This window comes from Arthrobacter sp. 05T47 (assembly GCF_056395825.1).
Genome location: NZ_JBFTKG010000005.1, coordinates 1 through 16639 on the forward strand (window position 1 = coordinate 1; position 16639 = coordinate 16639).

The following is a 16639-nucleotide window of genomic DNA, read 5'->3' on the forward strand; positions in this document are numbered from 1 at the left end:
GAACTGAGGGACATCAGCAGGCACAACCTGCGMGACCTCGACGCCAACTTCCCCCTCGGTGTGCTGACCGCGGTSACCGGCGTCTCCGGCTCCGGCAAGTCCACCCTGGTCAGCCAGGTCCTGGCCGACGTGGTCGGCGCCCGGTTGCACCCGGAAACCGKCGCCGAGGCGGCACCCGCTGTTGAGGACCTGGAGGCCCAGSCCGGTGCGTCCGCCGGCGCGCTCAGTGTTGGACCKGYCAGTGTTGGACCGGTGTCGGGCCTGGACCAGCTGGACCGGCTCGTCAAAGTGGACCAGAAACCGATCGGCCGCACCCCCCGCTCCAACCTCGCCACCTACACCGGCCTCTTCGACTCAGTCCGCAAGGAGTTCGCRGCCACGGACCAGGCCAAGGCACKSGGCTTCGGCGCCGGCCGCTTTTCCTTCAACGTTGCCGGCGGCCGCTGCGAGACCTGCCAGGGAGARGGCTTCGTGGCCGTGGAGCTGCTCTTCCTGCCCGGCAGCTACGGCCCCTGCCCCGAGTGCGACGGCTCGCGCTACAACCCGGAAACCCTCGAGGTGACGTACCGCGGCAAGAACGTGGCAGAGGTGCTGGGCCTGACGGTCAAYGCCGCCGCAGAATTCCTCSACGGCGTGCCGGCRGCGGCGCGCAGCCTGCAAACGCTGCGCGAGGTGGGYCTGGGGTATCTTCGCCTCGGCCAGCCGGCCACCGAACTCTCCGGCGGCGAGGCCCAGCGCATCAARCTSGCCACCGAACTGCAGCGCGCCCAGCGGGGCCACTCCCTSTAYCTGCTGGACGAGCCCACCACCGGGCTGCACCCGGCCGATGTCCAGCTCCTCATGGCCCAGCTCCACCGGCTCGTGGACGCGGGCAAYACCGTCATTGTGGTCGAACACGACATGGATGTGGTGGCTGCGGCGGACTGGGTGATCGACCTCGGCCCGGCGGGTGGGGACGCCGGTGGCCAGATCATCGCGACSGGAACTCCCGACGCCGTCGCTGGTTCCMAGCTCAGCCGGACCGCCCCGTACCTKGCGGCGATGCTCGGCAGCTGATTCACGCGAACATGATCGCCTGCGCCCGGCGACGAGATGATAACGGCARAACCATCAAAAATAACGTCTTGATAACGGACCGKGCCTCGCTTAATCTGATTCCATGCCCGGCAACCGGGCATTGCATGCCCGGTGCTACCACCACCAGATACTGCCCGACCGGTAGACACCGCATATGACCTCTATTGTCAGGGGCGGGCAGTGGCGCGACAACGTCCGCGACGGACCGAGCGCTGGTGGCCCTCAGGAGCATCYGACCATGAAAAATYTCACCTATGGCACTGCCGCGCGCCGCGGCATCACCCTSGCGGCWGTTTCGCTGGCCGCCGTCGCACTCTCCGCAACCTCCGCTAACGCTGCTGTCCCGTCGCACACCACTGCGTCCGTCTGGGATTCGCTKGCCCAGTGCGAAAGCGGCGGCAAGTGGAACACCAACACAGGRAACGGCTACGCGGGCGGCCTGCAATTCAGCCAGAGTACGTGGGCGGCCCATGGCGGCACGGGATCCGCGGCGAACGCCAGCCGTGAACAGCAGATCGCCGTYGCMCAGAAAGTGCAGGCCAAGCAGGGTTGGGGCGCGTGGCCGGCCTGTGCCGCGAAGCTGGGCCTGCGCGGCGGCGCGGCAGCTCCGCAGGGCGCAGCCGCAGCCCGGCAGCCCGCCGCCGCTTACACRCARGCCACAGYGCCYGYCCGGCAGGCAGCGCCCAAGGCAGCCSTCCCGGCACCACGCCACGTGGCACCGGTGGCKGTGAGTGGKGCSACCTACACCATCCGGAGYGGCGARACCCTGAGCACGATCGCCGGGAAGCTCAACRTCRCYGGYGGMTGGCAGTCGCTGGCGGACGCGAACGTTGCGACCATCAGCAACCCCCACCTGGTATTCCCGGGCCAGGTGCTGCAGCTTCCCGCCTAGGGCTTTCCGGCCAAAGCACGACGCCTTAAAGTACGACGCCGGAGCGATCCCGCAAGGGGACGCTCCGGCGTCGTGGTGCTTTGGTTAGCTGTGCTGCMTGGGTGRGCCGTGCRGCTTAGGTGAGCYGTGCRGCTCAGGCGGCCTGCGGKAGTTCGCGGACAATCTGGAGTTTCCACGCGGAGTCGTCGCTCGTGTCCAACAGGGCCACCGTGCCCATGGCCAGGTGCAGTGCCACCCGCTTCGCGGCGAGGAGCTCCAGGTAAAGGTTTTCGTTCACCCGGGCAGGGGCGTCGATGACGTACTTCACTGCGTCCCGGACYTTGCGGTAGTTGTCGCTCCGTTCACGGTGCAGATGCAGCTCGAGCATGCGSCGCTGCCGGATCCGCGGCTCGTGRCGGTTCAGCCAGGACACCGCCGCGTGGACCCCAACCACCAGGGYCAGTGASACCGCGTARATCCACCAGCCCGTGTTGAGCAGRAARAGGGGCAGGTTGGCGATCGCCACAACGGCRATGCARAGGCGCAGCGCCACTATCCGCCGCATGGTCAGSGCGAACGATGCCATTGCGGCACGGAACCCATGCTGTTCCTTAMGGGCTGCCACCGGGTCAAGGATGACTTCCTCRAGCACCAGGATGCCGTTCGCTTCCGGTCCGAGCAATTGGCCGTATTTCGGCACAAACGGCAAAACRGGGGCTGGATTCATGGCGTGTCCTCCGGGCGGCATTGTTGGGGTCCTGCTATATTACGCCCTTCCGTAATGAGCTGTCTGCTTCATTCCAAAATGTGAACATGCGCACGCGCGGTCCYGTGCAATTGGTGGTTTCGTCCCGTGGCCTCAAACTGGAGAGATGCAGACTTTCCTCCCCTTCCCCGATTTCCAGCAGAGTGCCGCGGCTTTGGACCGCGTGCGGCTCGGCAAGCAGCGTGTTGAGGCGCTGCAGATCCTGCGTGCGCTGGTGATCCCGGAGTACGGCTGGCACTCGCACCCGGCCATCCGGATGTGGATGGGGTACGTTCCCGCGCTGACCATGTACGGCCTGGCCATGGTGGATGAATGGACGKCCCGCGGCGGCGAGGACACCACCCGCGAGAAGATCATGGAGTTCGCCCCGCAGGCGGCCCACCCCGGCTACGCCGCCAAAATCCCCATGCCGCCGTGGCTGGGCAACGAGGATCTCCACCTCAGCCACCGCTCCCGGCTCGTTGCCAAGGATCCGCGGTTCTACTCCAARGTTTTCCCGGGCACRGATCCGGACCTCGAATACGTCTGGCCCGAGCCCAAGCACGAGCTCCTGCCSGAGGATCCCGCCGGCGAGCGCATGTGGGTATTGCGCCTGCCGCTCGGCGACACCGGGCCCGAGCAGCTGAAGACCATCAGCCTGCCGCCCGTGGGACGMGCCAAGGCCGYGGACGASGACGACTACCAGTTCGTCTACGCCGATTCCGGCTCGCGCCGCCCGAAGGTCCGCAAGGTGCCCCCGAAGCAGCTTGTCAAGAAGCCCACCCGCAAGCGCCAGCAGCAGGAAGAGGCGTTCACCACCCTTCCCGGCAACTCCGTGGTCGCCATCCCGGTCAATGGCGGCAGTTCCTTCGCCATCGGCAAGGTCCTGGGCCGTCCGATCACCGTGGACGGCCAGTTCGCCCGCAACTTCCAGGTGGACGAGATCGTGGACCGTTCCGCCTTTGATTACCCCGCCCTGCTGCAGGACCCGAGGGCGTTCTTCCCGATTCCGGCAAGGTAGCGGACGCGATGCGGGCGGCGTGGCCGCTCGCCGCCCCGGCAACGTAACCGCCCGACACCCGGGCAAGGTGGCCGCCCGACGTGGCGCCGGCGTCGGGCGCCACACGCGGCAGTTCAGGACCCGTCAGCAGGTGACGGTCTGCTGCAGCGCTGTCCCGGTCCAGGAACCGACCTTCGCCGTCAGGGTGAAGGTATAGGTTCCCTTGCCGWTGTTGGAACCCATGGTCACCTGATTCTGGCCTGRCCCGGTCAGCGGGACCACCGACGGCGAACCGGTGGGCGGCGTCAGCGTGGCCGTATAGCCMGTGGCACGGTCTACCTCGGCAAARACCGTGAACGTGATGSCGGCACCCTTCGCTCCACGAACGTTGCACTGCAGCGTGCCATCGATCGACGCCGGCGCGGGAACCTTGTACGTTCCGACGCTGAGGGAGGCGGTGGTTTTGGCTRTGAACGCCGCATAAGCCAGGCCGGGTGCGCCCAGRACCAGAGCCGCGGCCACCGGGACGGCRAGCAGCCCGCGCAGTCGCGCCAGCCGGGCGGGCTTGACCCGCGGGGCTGCCGGAGTGGGCTGGGCGACGTTCACTGATTGCGCTTCCTGTCAGAACTGGCGATCCAATAGCTCCTACTCTGGCAGKGCAGTTTCAACCCAATGCCGCGAAAAACTTCAACATTTGCTCAAGAAAACCGTGTTAGCCTAAATCCACCGTGGCCCTTGGGGCTTGTGTCACAMGCTGTGACTCAAGGGGTCACAGCCGCACAAGAGGTCTCATCGTCTTAGAAGCTGGGGTTTGGGTGGTTCCGTGAGTCAACTGCGGGCTGTGGTCGTGGATGACGACGCCGACGTTCGGCTGCTGCTGCGCCGGACACTCGAGATGCAGGGGTTTGCCGTTTTTGAGGCGGCCTCCGGGTCCGACGCGCTGGTGAGCATCCAGGAAAACAGCCCTGACGTGGTGACTTTGGACCTCAACCTTCCCGATCTCGACGGCGTCGARGTATGCCGCCGGATGCGGAAGTTTTCCGAGGCYTACGTCCTCATGRTTACGGCCCGGGTGGACGAGATCGACGAACTGATCGGCCTGGAAACCGGCGCCGACGACTTTATCAGCAAGCCSTTCAGCCCCCGCACCGTGCAGGCCCGGGTGACGGCGGTCTTGCGCCGCCACCGGCCAACCCCGCAACGCCCCACACCGCAGCGCCGGGCCACTGACTTCATGCCCCGGGCCACCGACCCATCAGCCGGGAYGWMCGCYGGGACGCCAGCCGGCCCGAACGGCACACCACGTCGCCGGGCAAGCGATGCCGYGCCGGTTGCCGACGCCGCGTCCGCCCCGCMAGAGCCTCCCCGYCGCCGGGCAAGCGACGCAGCACCCCACAACCCGCCCGGCARYCCGCCYGCCGCKCCTGCCGGYAAYCCCGCCGTCGCARCGGGTCATGACCGCCGGCATGACGACGCCGGCGTCGTMCGKCACGGTCCGCTCGTGGTGGAGGTCGAAGGCCGGGCCGCGTCGCTGGACGGCRTCGAACTGGTGCTGACGCGCACSGAATTCGATCTCCTGGAAGCCCTGGCCGGCGCGCCGCGCCGGGTCTGGACACGAAAGGCCCTGCTGACCAAGGTATGGGGCACCGAGTGGCCCATGGACGAGCACCTCGTGGAGGTCCATATCGGCAACCTGCGCAGGAAACTGGGCGACAAAGGCCGCGAACCACGGTTCATCCGAACGGTACGGGGCGTCGGATATCGGATGGCCCCGGCCGAAGGGGTGGGCTAGCTGGCCGCGTCACCGCCAGCCCCTGCCCCGCGGGACCACGAAGCCGGGCCCCTGCGCCGGTCCGTGCTCGCGGAGTACGGCCTGCCCCAGCTTGAACRGCAGACCGCCGCGTTGGCAGCCAGTACCCCYGAYACTCGAMGACARCTCCAGAACCTRCTCAGCCTTGCCACGACCRCCACAGGAATCCCGTTCGGCGTCGTMAACATCATTACCGAAGACGAGCAGCATCACATCGCCGCCATGGGGATCGACCCCGGGGTGTGTTCACGCGAAGAGTCGATGTGCAGCCGMGTCTTCCTCAGCGGCGGGACYACTGTGGYGCCTGACGCKTCGCAGGATCCGATGTTCCGGGACCAYCCCTTTGTCACGGGACAGGTTGCTGCCATCCGGTTCTACGCATCGGTCCCGCTCACCACGACGAGCGGATTCGTGCTCGGGTCGCTGTGTGTCTTCTCGCTCGCGCCCGCCGRACTCTCCCCCGAAAAGCAGACTGCCCTTGAGATCATCGCCGCCCAAGTGGTGTCCGTACTCGAGCTGCAGCACCACGCCCGGATGCTCGCCCGGAGCCTGGCAGAGGCACGCAGCAGCAACGATCTGCTGGAATCCTTTGCCGGCCGCATCAGCCATGATCTGCGCAACCCGCTGACCAGCATCATCGGGTTCACCGAGCTGGCTGAGCTGCAGCAGTCCRCGGACGCTGAAGAGTTCSGCATCATTGGCCGGACGTCCCGCCGCATGCTGGCCATGGTGGATGACATTCTGTCCTTTTCCCGCATCGGCGGAACGCTCCGCCYMCAGCCCGTGTCGCTSCGGGGCGTGGTCCGGGACATTGAAGAGGATCTGGTTCTGKCCCTCAAGGACGCCGGGGCGGAAGTCGRAGTTACAGAGTTCGTCCTGGAAGCCGACGCCGGACARMTGCGYGTCCTCCTGCARAACCTCATCCACAATGCCATGGCCTACCACCGCCCGGGCGTCCCGCCGAGAATCCTSGTCACGGCWGCAGCTGTCCCCGACGGCGTCGAGGTTCGGGTGACGGACAACGGCAAGGGCATCCCGGYGCGGGACCGGGACCGCGTYACCGARCCGCTGGCCCGGCTGCACCGCGACGACGATCCGCCGGGTTCCGGGCTGGGACTGGCAACCTGCCTGCGGATCGCAAAGGCGCATGGCGGACGACTGGAGATCGGTGCGGGACCCGACGGCGGCACTACCGTGGTGGTCACGCTGCCCGCTTCGGCACAGGCGTCCGCAGCACAGGCCACGTCCCCTGCTGTGCAGGCTTCGCGGAACTAGGCAGGCTTTGCGGACCTAAGGTTTCGCGGAACTAAGCAGAATGCCCACCTGCCGGGCAAAGTCCGCAGCGTTGGAGTCCAGAACCCTGGCACCGCTCCGGGCAGAATCCAGGTCGCCGGCCCGGAGGCTCCGCTCGATCGCACGGCTCCTGCCTTCGAGCTGCGTGGCTCCGGCCATCGCCGCCGAGGTGGCCACGCTGAGGATCGCGACCAGGGCCCCCTCGCTCTTGCCTTCGAGCAGGCTGCGGTGAATGGTCTCCAGCCGGTCCGGCAAGGCTTCGAGGAAACGGCCAACGAAGCCTTCGGCGAAGGACCGGGAATCCAGTTCATAGGAGAGCTTGTCGATCTGCCGGGTATCCAGGACCAGGCTGTGGCCGGTCATCCCCTGCTCTCTTCAGAGCCGGCGCCCTTGACGGCTTCCGTGGCGGGCGTCCCTTCGGAAGCCACGTCGGCAGGCTTCCGCCAGATCGCCGACAGCACGACGATCACCAGCAGCGCAGACCCGCCGTAAAGGAGCACGGACTGGACCAGCGGCTGGCGCAAGGCCCTAATGCCGTCGCCAAGATACGGTACGACGCCCGCTTGGGTGTAGACGTAGTCCTCAGACAGGACAGCAGTCCAGGGATCCGGCCCCGGGTTGGCGTCACCCTTGGTGGTCACGGACGCGGTACCGGCGTTGTCGCGTTTGATGCTGGCCACCCGGTGGGTTTCGATCCGGTGATCGTCAATCGGGATGCTGTAGGTGATGACGTCCCCAACCTTCAGCTCGGAGACCGGCGTCCTCACGCTGACAACGACGTCGCCCGGGTTGATCCCCGGCGACATGCTTCCGGTGAGCATGGTGGACGTCTGGTAGTTCAGGAAGCGCGGACCAACGGCGAGGAAGAGGAATACCAGTGCGGCGGCGACGAGAACGACCGTAAAGAGTCCACGTGCGGCCCAGCCAACCGCTTTGGGCATGAAGCCGCCGCGAGCAGGCGCCGGGCGTCCGGCCCGGCGTCGTCCATGAATCCGCCGTGGAGCGTCCTGGACTGTGCTCTCACGGACGGCGCTCTCACGGACGGTCCCGCCTGCCGATGGGAGGTCAATTGATTCCCTCGGACCCAGGTTGATTGCTGCACTCACGGGATCGTTCCTCCTGCCGGTGTGGATAGTACGAATAAAAACCGGGGGCCCAGTCCGGCCGAGACCGGGCCGGATTGAGCCCCCGGAGCCTAGTTACTTGTTGGTGGCGGCGCGGAATGCGGCGTCGAAGCTGAACTTGATGGAGCTGTTCTTGCCCTGGAAGGTATTGTCCGCCGATGCCGGAACCGACATGGTGACGCGAAGGAAGTCGGTGCTGCCCGCAGTCAGGGATTTCAGGGTGCCCGGCAGCGCGTTGACCCCAACCACCCGACGAGCGGACAGGACGGTGGTGGGAGTACCCGATGAGCACGTGTAAGTGAAGGAAGGAGCCGTGCCAGCTTCGGTCCAGGCCACAGGGCAGCTGTCAATCTGCATCTGGAGGCCGTTCGATCCGTCCGTGTCCAGGATGGATGACGTTGTGGCGGAAGTCGTGAGCGTGATCCCGGTCAGGTTCTGATCGCCGTTGTTGACCAAGGTGACAGCCCGCTGGATGGAGTCACCGGGGATGGTTCCGGAGGCTGCAACATTGAGTCGGTCGTTGGCACCACCAGCCAAATTTACGGTCGCTGAATTGACGGCGGCGGAAGCCGAGGTGCTGGCGGTGAAGCCACCGTAGGTACCCATCCCGGCCACACCGGCAGCTGCGGCGAGGAGGGCGGCGGAGGCCAGGACCTTGCTGGACGTGGACTTGAGGTTGAGACCCATGGGATTTTCCGTTTCGTGGAGCCGGCCGTGGTTGGCCGGGCGACGTATGTTGTGTCCGCCAGCCCCCTGGCTGACTCCTACAACAATGCCGGGGCTCCTTCAAGGCAAGGCCGCAGTGGGCGACAAGATCAGTTCAAGATTTTCTCAAGCCTGTCCGTGGGGATTCCTGAAGGCTGGCAGACTGGCCTCATGACTGTTCTGTTGGCCGGTTGCGGCGATCTAGGCACCGAGGCCGGGCTGCGTTTCGCGGCGGCTGGCCACCGCGTGGTGGGATGGCGCAGGTCGCCGGAGAAACTTCCGGCCGCCATCCAGGGGGTTGCGGCCGACCTGGGCTCCGGCGAGCTGCCGCCCATCCCGGCGGACACCACCGCCGTCGTCGTCGCGATCGCCGCGGATTCCCCGACCGAGGACGCCTACCGGACCGCCTATGTGGACGGTCTCGCCCATGTGCTGGACGCAGTCCTGGCGTCCGGTCCCAGCGTCCGCCGGGTCCTCTTTGTGTCCTCCACCGCCGTTTATGGCGACGCCGGCGGCGGCTGGATTGATGAACGCACGACGCCGGAACCCGGCGGATTCTCAGGCCGCATCATCCGCGAAGCCGAGGAGCTCCTCTATAGCCGCCTGCGCGGCACCGGTATCACCCCGGTGGTGCTCCGGCTCGGCGGGATCTACGGCCCGGGACGGACGCGACTGATCGACCAGGTCCGCGGCGGAAGCGCCGTCATTCCGGCGGCGTCGCGCTTCACCAACCGAATCCACCGGGACGACGCCGCCGCCGCAATCGTCCACCTGTGCACCATGGACTCTGTTCCCGGGCCCGTGTATCTCGGCGTGGACAACGAACCGGCCGAGCTCGGCGAAGTGCTGGGCTTCCTGGCGGAAGAGCTGGGACTCCCCCGGCCGGCGTCGGAGTTTGTGGATACGACGGGCGGTGGCCCGGCGTCGGGAGAGAATTCGGCGGCGCGCGGCGAACCGTCGCGCGGCGGCAACAAGCGGGCCAGCAACGGGCTGCTTCGCAGCACAGGTTTCGAATTTCAGTACCCGAGTTTCCGGGAAGGCTACCGAGCCATTCTCGCCGGCACCGGCGTCCGGCACCCGTAAGGCCCCTTTTGAGCTCGCCGCCCACTTTCCCTGAGGAGGACCATGGATTTTCAGCACATCATTGAGACGGTCGGCGGCTTCATGGACTTCGCTGGCGTCGCCGTCATGGTGATCGGCGCCATCGTGTCCATCCCCATGGCGCTGCGGGGAATCCAGCCCAGGCGCCTGCCCGCGGGATCCAAGCCGCTCTCCGTCTACCGGTCCTACCGGCAGCTGCTGGGCCGCTCCATCCTCCTTGGCCTGGAACTGCTGGTCGCGGCCGACATCATCCGCACCGTTGCCGTGACGCCAACCTTCGAGAGCGTTGGCGTGCTGGCCATCATCGTGCTCATCCGGACCTTCTTGAGTTTCTCGCTCGAGCTCGAAATCACCGGGCGGTGGCCCTGGCAGACTCAGCCCGCGGGTTCCACGGCCTCTTCGGCGGCCGGCTAGGGACTCTTTCGGGTGCTTCGGACCCCGGTTAGGCTCGGGGGATGACAGAAAACGTGCGTTCCCATGCCCCCAAAGCCGCAGAACTGCTCCGTCTCCACTACGCCCCGGAGATCCTCCAGGTCATCAACGTCTGGGACGCGATCACCGCGAAAGTGGTCGCCCACGTTCCCGGAACCAAGGCGTTGGCCACGGCCAGCCACTCCATCGCTGCCTCTCATGGCTACGAGGACGGCGAGCACATCCCGGTGGACGAAATGATCGCCGCCGTCGGGCTCATTGCCTCCGCTACGTCGCTGCCCGTCAGCGCCGATCTCGAAGCCGGATACGGGAACCCCGGGGAAACGGTGCGCAAGGCGATCGGCGCCGGCGTTGTCGGAGCCAACATCGAAGACCAGATGCGCCCGCTCGCCGAGGCCGTCGAGCAGATGAGCGCGGCCGTGCGCGCCGCCGAGAGCGAGGGCATCGACTTCGTCCTCAACGCCCGCACCGACGCCTTCCTCAAGGCCGGCGACCGCGACCCGGCCGCCGTACTGGCCGATGCCATTGAGCGCGGCCGGGCGTTCCTCGACGTGGGTGCTACGACGGTGTTCGTGCCCGGGCTGCTGGATGAGGCCACCGTCACGGCGCTGGTGGAAGGAATCGGCTGGAACAAGATTTCGGTCATCAACGTGCCCGGCTCCCTCGCGCCTACGAAACTGCAGGAACTTGGCGTGGCCCGCATTTCCTACGGCCCGTGGACCCAGCGCGTGGCGCTGACGGCATTGGCCGACGCGACGGCGGAACTGCTGGCCGGCGGGGTGCTCCCGGAAGGCACCCGGGCGCTGAACTGACGCCCCCCGACCAGACCGACCCCTGGGCCGGGCTCGGCACCCCGACAGTCCTTGACCCGGGTCGGGTGGCACTGCCGGCGCTGGTAAACCGCCATGGCCAACTACAGGGGCCGCTTCTTGACCCCTGAGCGGGCCGCCGTCCCTCTTGGTTTCGCATTTTTTCGCATGTATCGTTGACTATCGCTGTATATCGTTCGCGATCTTCCCGAGGAGAGCATGATGCGCAATTCACACGCGGCAGGCGGATTTGGCGGCAACAATATCGACAGCATGTGGCAGGCCGTCGAGGAACTGCGTTCGAAGTTCGAGAAGCGCTCGGGATCCCGGGCGGGGCGCGGCGAGGTGCGCTCGGCTGTTCTGGGACTGCTCGCCGAGCGGCCAATGCACGGGTATCAGATTATTCGCGAAATCGAGGAACGCAGCGGCGGGACCTGGAAGCCGAGCGCTGGCTCCGTCTATCCAACCCTCCAACTGCTGGCCGACGAGGAAATTATCCGCGCTGAGGAGTCCAACGGCCGCAAGATCTATTCCCTGACGGAGGCGGGCCGCGAGGAAGTAGCTGCCGGCATGTCGGCGCCCTGGGAGACGTCGGGTCCAGCATCGGGTGCCGGGTTCGCGGCGCTGCCCAGGGCGGGCGTCGAGCTCGCGCAGGCCGCCTCCCAAGTGGGACGCACCGGCACGCCGGAGCAGGTGCAGGCGGCCGTCGCGGTGCTCAATGACGCGCGCCGCCGGCTGTACGCTATCCTCGCCCAGGGCTGACAGGAGTGACATCCGATAGCCGGGACCGGGCAGCTCCGGTCCCCGGCGCCGGGAACCACCGGGCCCGTTACCGCCGCATCCTGCGTTTCGCCGCGTGGCATCTCGCGGTGACCTGGTGGTTTGAGCTGCTCCTCCCCCGCATCGGGCTGGTGAGGATTGCCGAGCGCAGCAGGTCGAAGAGGATGCGGCGCTTCGCGCAGCGCTTCCATGCGTTGGCGGTGGACCTCGGCGGACTCATGATCAAAGTCGGACAGTTCCTGTCCTCCAGGCTCGACGTGCTGCCGCCCGAGATCACCAAGGAACTCGAGGGGCTGCAGGACGAAGTGCCCCCGGTTTCCTTTTCCGCGATCCGCACCCTCGCCGAAGCTGAACTCGGCGCGCCGCTGGAGCGGTTGTTCGCCTCCATCGAGGAGACACCGATCGCGGCAGCGTCCCTCGGGCAGGCGCACCGGGCCAGGCTTCGCCCGGACGATGCCGCCGACACCGGTCTCGACCGCGTGGTTCTGAAGGTACAGCGGCCGGGCATCAACGCCATTGTCGACGTCGACCTTGCCGCACTGCGCAAAGTGGGCGGATGGCTCAGCCACGTGCGCCTGGTGTCCGATCGTGCTGACATGCCCGCCCTGGTCGAGGAGTTTGCCCAGACCAGCCTTGAGGAAATCGACTACCTGAATGAGGGGGCGAATGCGGAGCGGTTCGGGGTCGATTTTGCCGATGACGCCCGGGTGGAGGTGCCCGGCGTCGTCTGGGAGCGAAGCACCCGCCGCGTGCTCACCCTCGAAGACGTGACAGCGATCAAAATCACGGATTCGGTGGCGCTGCTGGCCGCCGGTATCGACCCGGCGCAGGTCGCCCCGGTTTTTGCCTCCGTTATGTTCGACCAGATGTTCACCACCGGGTTTTTCCACGCCGATCCGCACCCGGGCAACATCTTCGTCACGCCGGCTACGCATCCATCCGCAGCGCACCCCTGGAAGCTGACCTTCATCGACTTCGGCATGATGGGCGAGATCCCGCCGAGCACACGCAGCGGCCTGCGAAAGCTGCTCATCGCGGCCGCTTCGCGTGACGGCAAGGGCCTGGTGGCCGCCATCCGGAACGTCGGTGTGCTGGTGCCTTCGGCCGACACTGCGGAGCTTGAGCGAGCAATGACCCACCTCTTCGCCCGCTTTGGCGGGATGGGCTTCGCCGAGCTGCGCGAAGTGGACCCCCGAGAGTTCCGGGAGTTCGCGGTGGAGTTCGGCGACACTGTCCGGTCCTTGCCTTTCCAGTTCCCGGAAAACTTCCTGCTCATCATCCGGGCCATGTCCCTGACCTCTGGTGTGTGCAGCTCGCTGGACGCCCGCTTCAATCTGTGGGACTCGGTCGAACCCTATGCGGCGCAACTGCTGCGCGACGAGCGCGGCAACATCGTGCAGGACGTTGCCCAGCAGGCGCTCGATGCAGCCGGGATGGCGCTGGGTCTGCCGAAACGCCTGGATGGGGTGCTCACCCGGGTCGAGGAGGGTTCACTGTCGGTGGTCAATCCGCGCCTTGAGCGGCAGCTGGCACGGCTCGACCGCACGGCGCAGCGATCGGCAGCGGCGCTGATCTTCGGCGCTCTCCTGGTTTCCGGCTCCGTGGTCCGCGCGGATGACATGGTGCTCGGCAATGTCCTGATGATCGCGTCGGTGCTTCCGCTGCTGCATGGGCTGTGGGTGGGGCGCAGCGGCCTCTGATCGGACCGGTGCCGGGTTTTCTCGCGCCGGGACACCATCGGGTTCCGCCGCCACGGAGATATCATCAAGCCGTGAAGGAAGGCCAACCTCTTCGTCCTGAGGACCCCACCGAAGCCCCCGGTCCCGTCCCCACAGGGCCCAACCCCACTTTGTGGAAGTCCTCGATCCTGAACTGGAGCGGCGCTCTCGCCGCGGCTGCCCTGATTGTGGTTCCGCTCTGGATGCTGCTCAGCAACCCGGCTGTCGTCGGCGGCCACCCCGCCCTGCCGACTCTCCTCTTGGCGGCCGTCGCACTGGGGAGCGTTTGGGCGTTGGTCCTGGTCCGACGCCGGTTGTTCCGCGACAGACAACAGCGCAGCGGCGCTATTTCCACCTGGCAACTGGTCCGAGGGATCGCAGGCAGGCTCACGATCCTCGGTTTCGTGGCGGCGCTGATATGGCTCAGCCCGTTCCCCCACCACCCCGAACTCGGGAAGACGGTCCCGGTCAATGGACCCACCGCGACCGCGACCGCCGGGTCAAGTGCCACAGAAGACGCCACTTCGATCACCCTTGCCCCGGCGGGCAAAGCCACCACGGGCCTCGTCTTCTACCCCGGCGCCAGGGTCGACGCGCACGCCTATCAGGACCTGTTGCAGCCGCTCGCGGCCGCGGGTCATTTAGTCGTCATCCTGAAAGTACCCCTTGGCGTCTCCCTGCTGGACACCGACCAGGCCCGTGCAGTCATGGACCGGCATCCCGAAATCGTTTCCTGGGCCGTCGGTGGTCATTCGTTGGGAGGCGTGAGCGCATCATCCTTCGCGGCGTCGAATCACGACGTCGCCGGGCTGCTTCTCTTTGCTTCTTACCCCGCAGAGAACATGAAGGACGCGCAGGGCCTCGCGGTACTCTCCATCTCCGGCTCAAACGATGCCCTGAGCACCCCGGAGAAGATCGCGGCGTCGAGGTCTCTGCTCCCRCCAACCACCACCTACGCAACGGTGGTGGGCGGCGTGCACGCGTTCTTCGGGGACTACGGTGAGCAGCCCGGGGACGGCGAGCCGGGCATCCGCCGCAACGAGGCGCAGCAGCAGATAGTTGCAGAGTCGCTGCGTTTTATGGACCGGCTCAGGGCTTCGGGCTAGGAAGCGAACATTCCTCAGCTCCAGCGCTACGGACGCCCACCCGCTACCGGCCCGCGGCGTACCCCTGCGCGCCGCGGGGATTCGCGGCAGCCTGCAGGACCCCCGTTTCGGGATCCCGCACGACGGCGGACAGCCGCCCCAGCGCCCAGTCACCAGCCCGGGTGACGATGTGCCCTCGGCGCTCGAGTCCTTCGATGACGTCCTCCCCCAGCCGGTCCTCGACGACAGCCCCACCCGGCTCCCAGGTGCGCGGCCAGAAGGACCCGGGCATCGACGTCGTATGGAACGTCGGCGCGTCGATCGCCTGCTGCGGCGAGTACCCGCCCACGATCGTGCGTAGCAGGTACGGCAGCTGCCATTGGTCCTGCTGGTCGCCGCCGGGCGAACCCAGCGCGGCCACGGCGTGGCCGTCCCGCAGCACGAGGGTCGGCGTCAGCGTGGTGCGCGGGCGTTTGCCGGGCGTCAGGGTGGACGGCGTACCGGGCTCCAGCCAGGTCATCTGCAGCCGGGTACCCAGGCAGAAGCCAAGCTCAGGGATTGCCGGGGATGACTGCAGCCAGCCGCCGGACGGWGTGGCCGAGACCATGTTTCCCCACCGATCCACGACGTCGATATGACACGTATCGCCGCGCGTCTCCCCCGCGGGTGTCACCGTCGGCTCGCCGACGCCGAGCCCCGCCGCGGACGCCCCGGCGACTGCTGAGCCATCCCCAGCGAGCGCCGTCGGCGTGTAGTCGGTGCGCAGGGGCGGCCAGTAAGGTTCCCGACCTGGCACCGTGCCGGGCCGGAAATCGTGGGACGCCCGCTCCGAGATCAAGGCCCGCCGGCCGGCGCAATAGTCAGCAGAGAGCAGGTACTCCAGCGGCACGTCCGTGTCGCCGTAGTACGCCTCCCGGTCCGCGAGGGCGAGCTTCTGCGCTTCCAGGATGGTGTGCGCCCCCAGTTCAGTGGACGGATCGAGGTAACGGTCATCGAACCCGGACAGGATGGCCAGGGTCTGCAGCAGCGCCGGTCCCTGGCCCCAGGGCCCGGTCTTGGCGATGGTGTGGCCGCGGAATTCCACGGTGGCGGCGTCCTCGTACCCGGCTTCGAAACCGGCCAGATCGTCCAGGGCGAGCACCCCGCGGTGGTCGGTGCCCGAGGAGTGCCGGTGCGGGGCCTGCACCGAATCCACGATCGCCCGGGCCACGAAGCCTTCCCGCCACGCGCGGCGGGCGGCATCGATGCCTGCTTCGCGGGTGGATGCCTTGACTCCGGCCTGCACAAGCCGTTCCAGCGTGCGGGCATAGGCCGGGTTCCACACCAACTCACCTTCGGCGGGGATCCTGCCGCCGGGCATCCACAGCTCGGCCGAGGTGGGCCAATGCGTCTGGAACAGTGCAGACACCGCCGCGATGGTGGTTCCGACCCGGCCCAGCATCGGATGGCCGTCCCGCGCGTAGCCGATCGCGAACTCCAACACCGCGTCCAGTTCCCACGTTCCGTGGTCACGCAGCAACAACAACCAGGCGTCGACGGCGGCAGGCACCGCGGCAGCCAGCGCACCCGAGCCCGGAACGAGGTCCAGGCCTTCGGCCAGGTAATGCTCCACGGTGGCCCCTGCCGGCGCCGGGCCCTGGCCCATCAGGACTATCGGCTGGTCCGGTTCGTCCGCGGTGACGAAAACACCAGTCATGTCCCCGCCGGGTCCATTGAGGTGCGGTTCCACAACGTGGAGCACGAACGCCCCCGCCACCGCGGCGTCGAAGGCGTTGCCGCCGCGCTCAAGCACCGCCTGTGCAGCCGCCGTCGAGAGCCAGTGCGTGGACGCACTCATCCCGAAGGTGCCCTGCAGGGTGGGCCGGGTAGTGAATGGCTCCGGGCTTGTGAACGGCACACGCGCCGCGAACGGTCGGTCACCGGAGACCTCTTGAGCCACCGGCGGGGCGATGGTTTGTTCGCGGTCCAGCCAGCCCATGAATGCTCCCCTGCTCGTCAACGACGTCGGTGTCCGGCACATTGAGGCAATGGACCTCTGACCGGACCGTGGCCTCCGGCAATCATGGTGCAGATCGTCAGCAAACGTACT

16 protein-coding genes and 1 pseudogene are annotated in these 16639 nt (G+C 67.2%); 11 read left to right on the plus strand and 6 right to left on the minus strand.

Going from position 1 to position 16639, the window contains the following annotated elements:
* Together AC1DEY_RS06245 and AC1DEY_RS06250 are read left to right on the plus strand one after the other, a co-directional pair.
* Positions 1-1056: pseudogene (locus tag AC1DEY_RS06245) on the plus strand (ABC transporter); the annotation flags it as partial.
* 259 nt (positions 1057-1315) lie between these two features.
* A complete protein-coding gene (locus tag AC1DEY_RS06250; RefSeq protein WP_476867191.1) occupies positions 1316-1969 on the plus strand; it encodes a transglycosylase family protein in 654 nt (217 codons plus the stop codon).
* A gap of 133 nt (positions 1970-2102) precedes the next feature.
* On the opposite strand, the gene AC1DEY_RS06255 is transcribed toward AC1DEY_RS06250, so the two are convergent.
* Positions 2103-2336: a hypothetical protein gene (locus AC1DEY_RS06255; protein WP_476867192.1), complete on the minus strand. Its 234-nt coding sequence runs from the start codon at positions 2334-2336 to the stop codon at positions 2103-2105.
* A 484-nt stretch (positions 2337-2820) separates the two neighbouring features.
* Between AC1DEY_RS06255 and AC1DEY_RS06260 the strand changes: the two genes are divergently transcribed.
* On the plus strand, positions 2821-3714 hold the full coding sequence (locus AC1DEY_RS06260; RefSeq protein WP_476867193.1) for an MSMEG_6728 family protein: 894 nt from the start codon (positions 2821-2823) through the stop codon (positions 3712-3714).
* 123 nt (positions 3715-3837) lie between these two features.
* On the opposite strand, the gene AC1DEY_RS06265 is transcribed toward AC1DEY_RS06260, so the two are convergent.
* Positions 3838-4299: a hypothetical protein gene (locus AC1DEY_RS06265; protein ID WP_476867194.1), complete on the minus strand. Its 462-nt coding sequence runs from the start codon at positions 4297-4299 to the stop codon at positions 3838-3840.
* Between the two features lie 217 nt (positions 4300-4516).
* On the opposite strand from AC1DEY_RS06265, the gene AC1DEY_RS06270 reads away from it, so the two are divergent.
* Entirely contained in the window at positions 4517-5485 is a 969-nt protein-coding gene (locus tag AC1DEY_RS06270; RefSeq protein WP_476867195.1) for a response regulator transcription factor, read from the plus strand.
* A gap of 63 nt (positions 5486-5548) precedes the next feature.
* Positions 5549-6778, plus strand: a complete 1230-nt coding sequence (locus AC1DEY_RS06275; protein ID WP_476867196.1) for an ATP-binding protein — start codon at positions 5549-5551, stop codon at positions 6776-6778.
* A gap of 15 nt (positions 6779-6793) precedes the next feature.
* Here the strand turns inward: AC1DEY_RS06275 and AC1DEY_RS06280 are convergent, their stop codons facing one another.
* The 3 genes from AC1DEY_RS06280 to AC1DEY_RS06290 all read right to left on the minus strand — a co-directional run bounded on the left by AC1DEY_RS06280 (position 6794) and on the right by AC1DEY_RS06290 (position 8607).
* A complete protein-coding gene (locus AC1DEY_RS06280; protein WP_476867197.1) occupies positions 6794-7159 on the minus strand; it encodes an Hpt domain-containing protein in 366 nt (121 codons plus the stop codon).
* Complete coding sequence (locus AC1DEY_RS06285; RefSeq protein ID WP_476867198.1) at positions 7156-7737, minus strand: signal peptidase I; 582 nt, start codon at positions 7735-7737, stop codon at positions 7156-7158. The genes AC1DEY_RS06280 and AC1DEY_RS06285 overlap by 4 nt, the downstream gene beginning before the upstream one ends.
* Before the next feature lie 258 nt (positions 7738-7995).
* Positions 7996-8607 (minus strand): TasA family protein, encoded by a 612-nt coding sequence (locus tag AC1DEY_RS06290; protein ID WP_476867199.1) that lies wholly within the window; start codon positions 8605-8607, stop codon positions 7996-7998.
* Positions 8608-8796: 189 nt separating this feature from the next.
* Here AC1DEY_RS06290 and AC1DEY_RS06295 point away from each other — a divergent pair, with 189 nt between their 5' ends.
* The 6 genes from AC1DEY_RS06295 (at position 8797) to AC1DEY_RS06320 (ending at position 14571) form a co-directional block, all read left to right on the plus strand.
* Positions 8797-9708, plus strand: a complete 912-nt coding sequence (locus tag AC1DEY_RS06295; RefSeq protein ID WP_476867200.1) for an SDR family oxidoreductase — start codon at positions 8797-8799, stop codon at positions 9706-9708.
* 42 nt (positions 9709-9750) lie between these two features.
* Entirely contained in the window at positions 9751-10140 is a 390-nt protein-coding gene (locus AC1DEY_RS06300; RefSeq protein WP_476867201.1) for a DUF1622 domain-containing protein, read from the plus strand.
* A gap of 41 nt (positions 10141-10181) precedes the next feature.
* Entirely contained in the window at positions 10182-10970 is a 789-nt protein-coding gene (locus AC1DEY_RS06305; RefSeq protein ID WP_476867202.1) for an isocitrate lyase/PEP mutase family protein, read from the plus strand.
* 219 nt (positions 10971-11189) lie between these two features.
* Positions 11190-11729 (plus strand): PadR family transcriptional regulator, encoded by a 540-nt coding sequence (locus tag AC1DEY_RS06310; RefSeq protein WP_476867298.1) that lies wholly within the window; start codon positions 11190-11192, stop codon positions 11727-11729.
* 5 nt (positions 11730-11734) lie between these two features.
* Positions 11735-13447 carry an ABC1 kinase family protein gene (locus AC1DEY_RS06315; RefSeq protein ID WP_476867203.1) on the plus strand — a complete coding sequence of 571 codons (1713 nt, stop codon included), beginning with the start codon at positions 11735-11737 and terminating at the stop codon, positions 13445-13447.
* A 71-nt stretch (positions 13448-13518) separates the two neighbouring features.
* Positions 13519-14571 carry an alpha/beta hydrolase gene (locus AC1DEY_RS06320; RefSeq protein WP_476867204.1) on the plus strand — a complete coding sequence of 351 codons (1053 nt, stop codon included), beginning with the start codon at positions 13519-13521 and terminating at the stop codon, positions 14569-14571.
* Between the two features lie 43 nt (positions 14572-14614).
* Here AC1DEY_RS06320 and AC1DEY_RS06325 read toward each other — a convergent pair whose 3' ends face one another.
* On the minus strand, positions 14615-16387 hold the full coding sequence (locus tag AC1DEY_RS06325) for a gamma-glutamyltransferase family protein (protein WP_476867299.1): 1773 nt from the start codon (positions 16385-16387) through the stop codon (positions 14615-14617).
* Positions 16388-16639: the final 252 nt, after the last annotated feature.

Excerpts from the sequence above, each read along its gene's own strand:
- AC1DEY_RS06300 (WP_476867201.1), top strand. The coding sequence starts at position 9,751 with ATGGATTTTCAGCACATCATTGAGACGGTCGGCGGCTTCATGGACTTC.
- AC1DEY_RS06280 (WP_476867197.1), bottom strand. The coding sequence starts at position 7,159 with ATGACCGGCCACAGCCTGGTCCTGGATACCCGGCAGATCGACAAGCTC.
- AC1DEY_RS06295 (WP_476867200.1), top strand. The coding sequence starts at position 8,797 with ATGACTGTTCTGTTGGCCGGTTGCGGCGATCTAGGCACCGAGGCCGGG.
- AC1DEY_RS06310 (WP_476867298.1), top strand. The coding sequence starts at position 11,190 with ATGCGCAATTCACACGCGGCAGGCGGATTTGGCGGCAACAATATCGAC.
- AC1DEY_RS06285 (WP_476867198.1), bottom strand. The coding sequence starts at position 7,737 with ATGCCCAAAGCGGTTGGCTGGGCCGCACGTGGACTCTTTACGGTCGTT.
- AC1DEY_RS06290 (WP_476867199.1), bottom strand. The coding sequence starts at position 8,607 with ATGGGTCTCAACCTCAAGTCCACGTCCAGCAAGGTCCTGGCCTCCGCC.
- AC1DEY_RS06305 (WP_476867202.1), top strand. The coding sequence starts at position 10,182 with ATGACAGAAAACGTGCGTTCCCATGCCCCCAAAGCCGCAGAACTGCTC.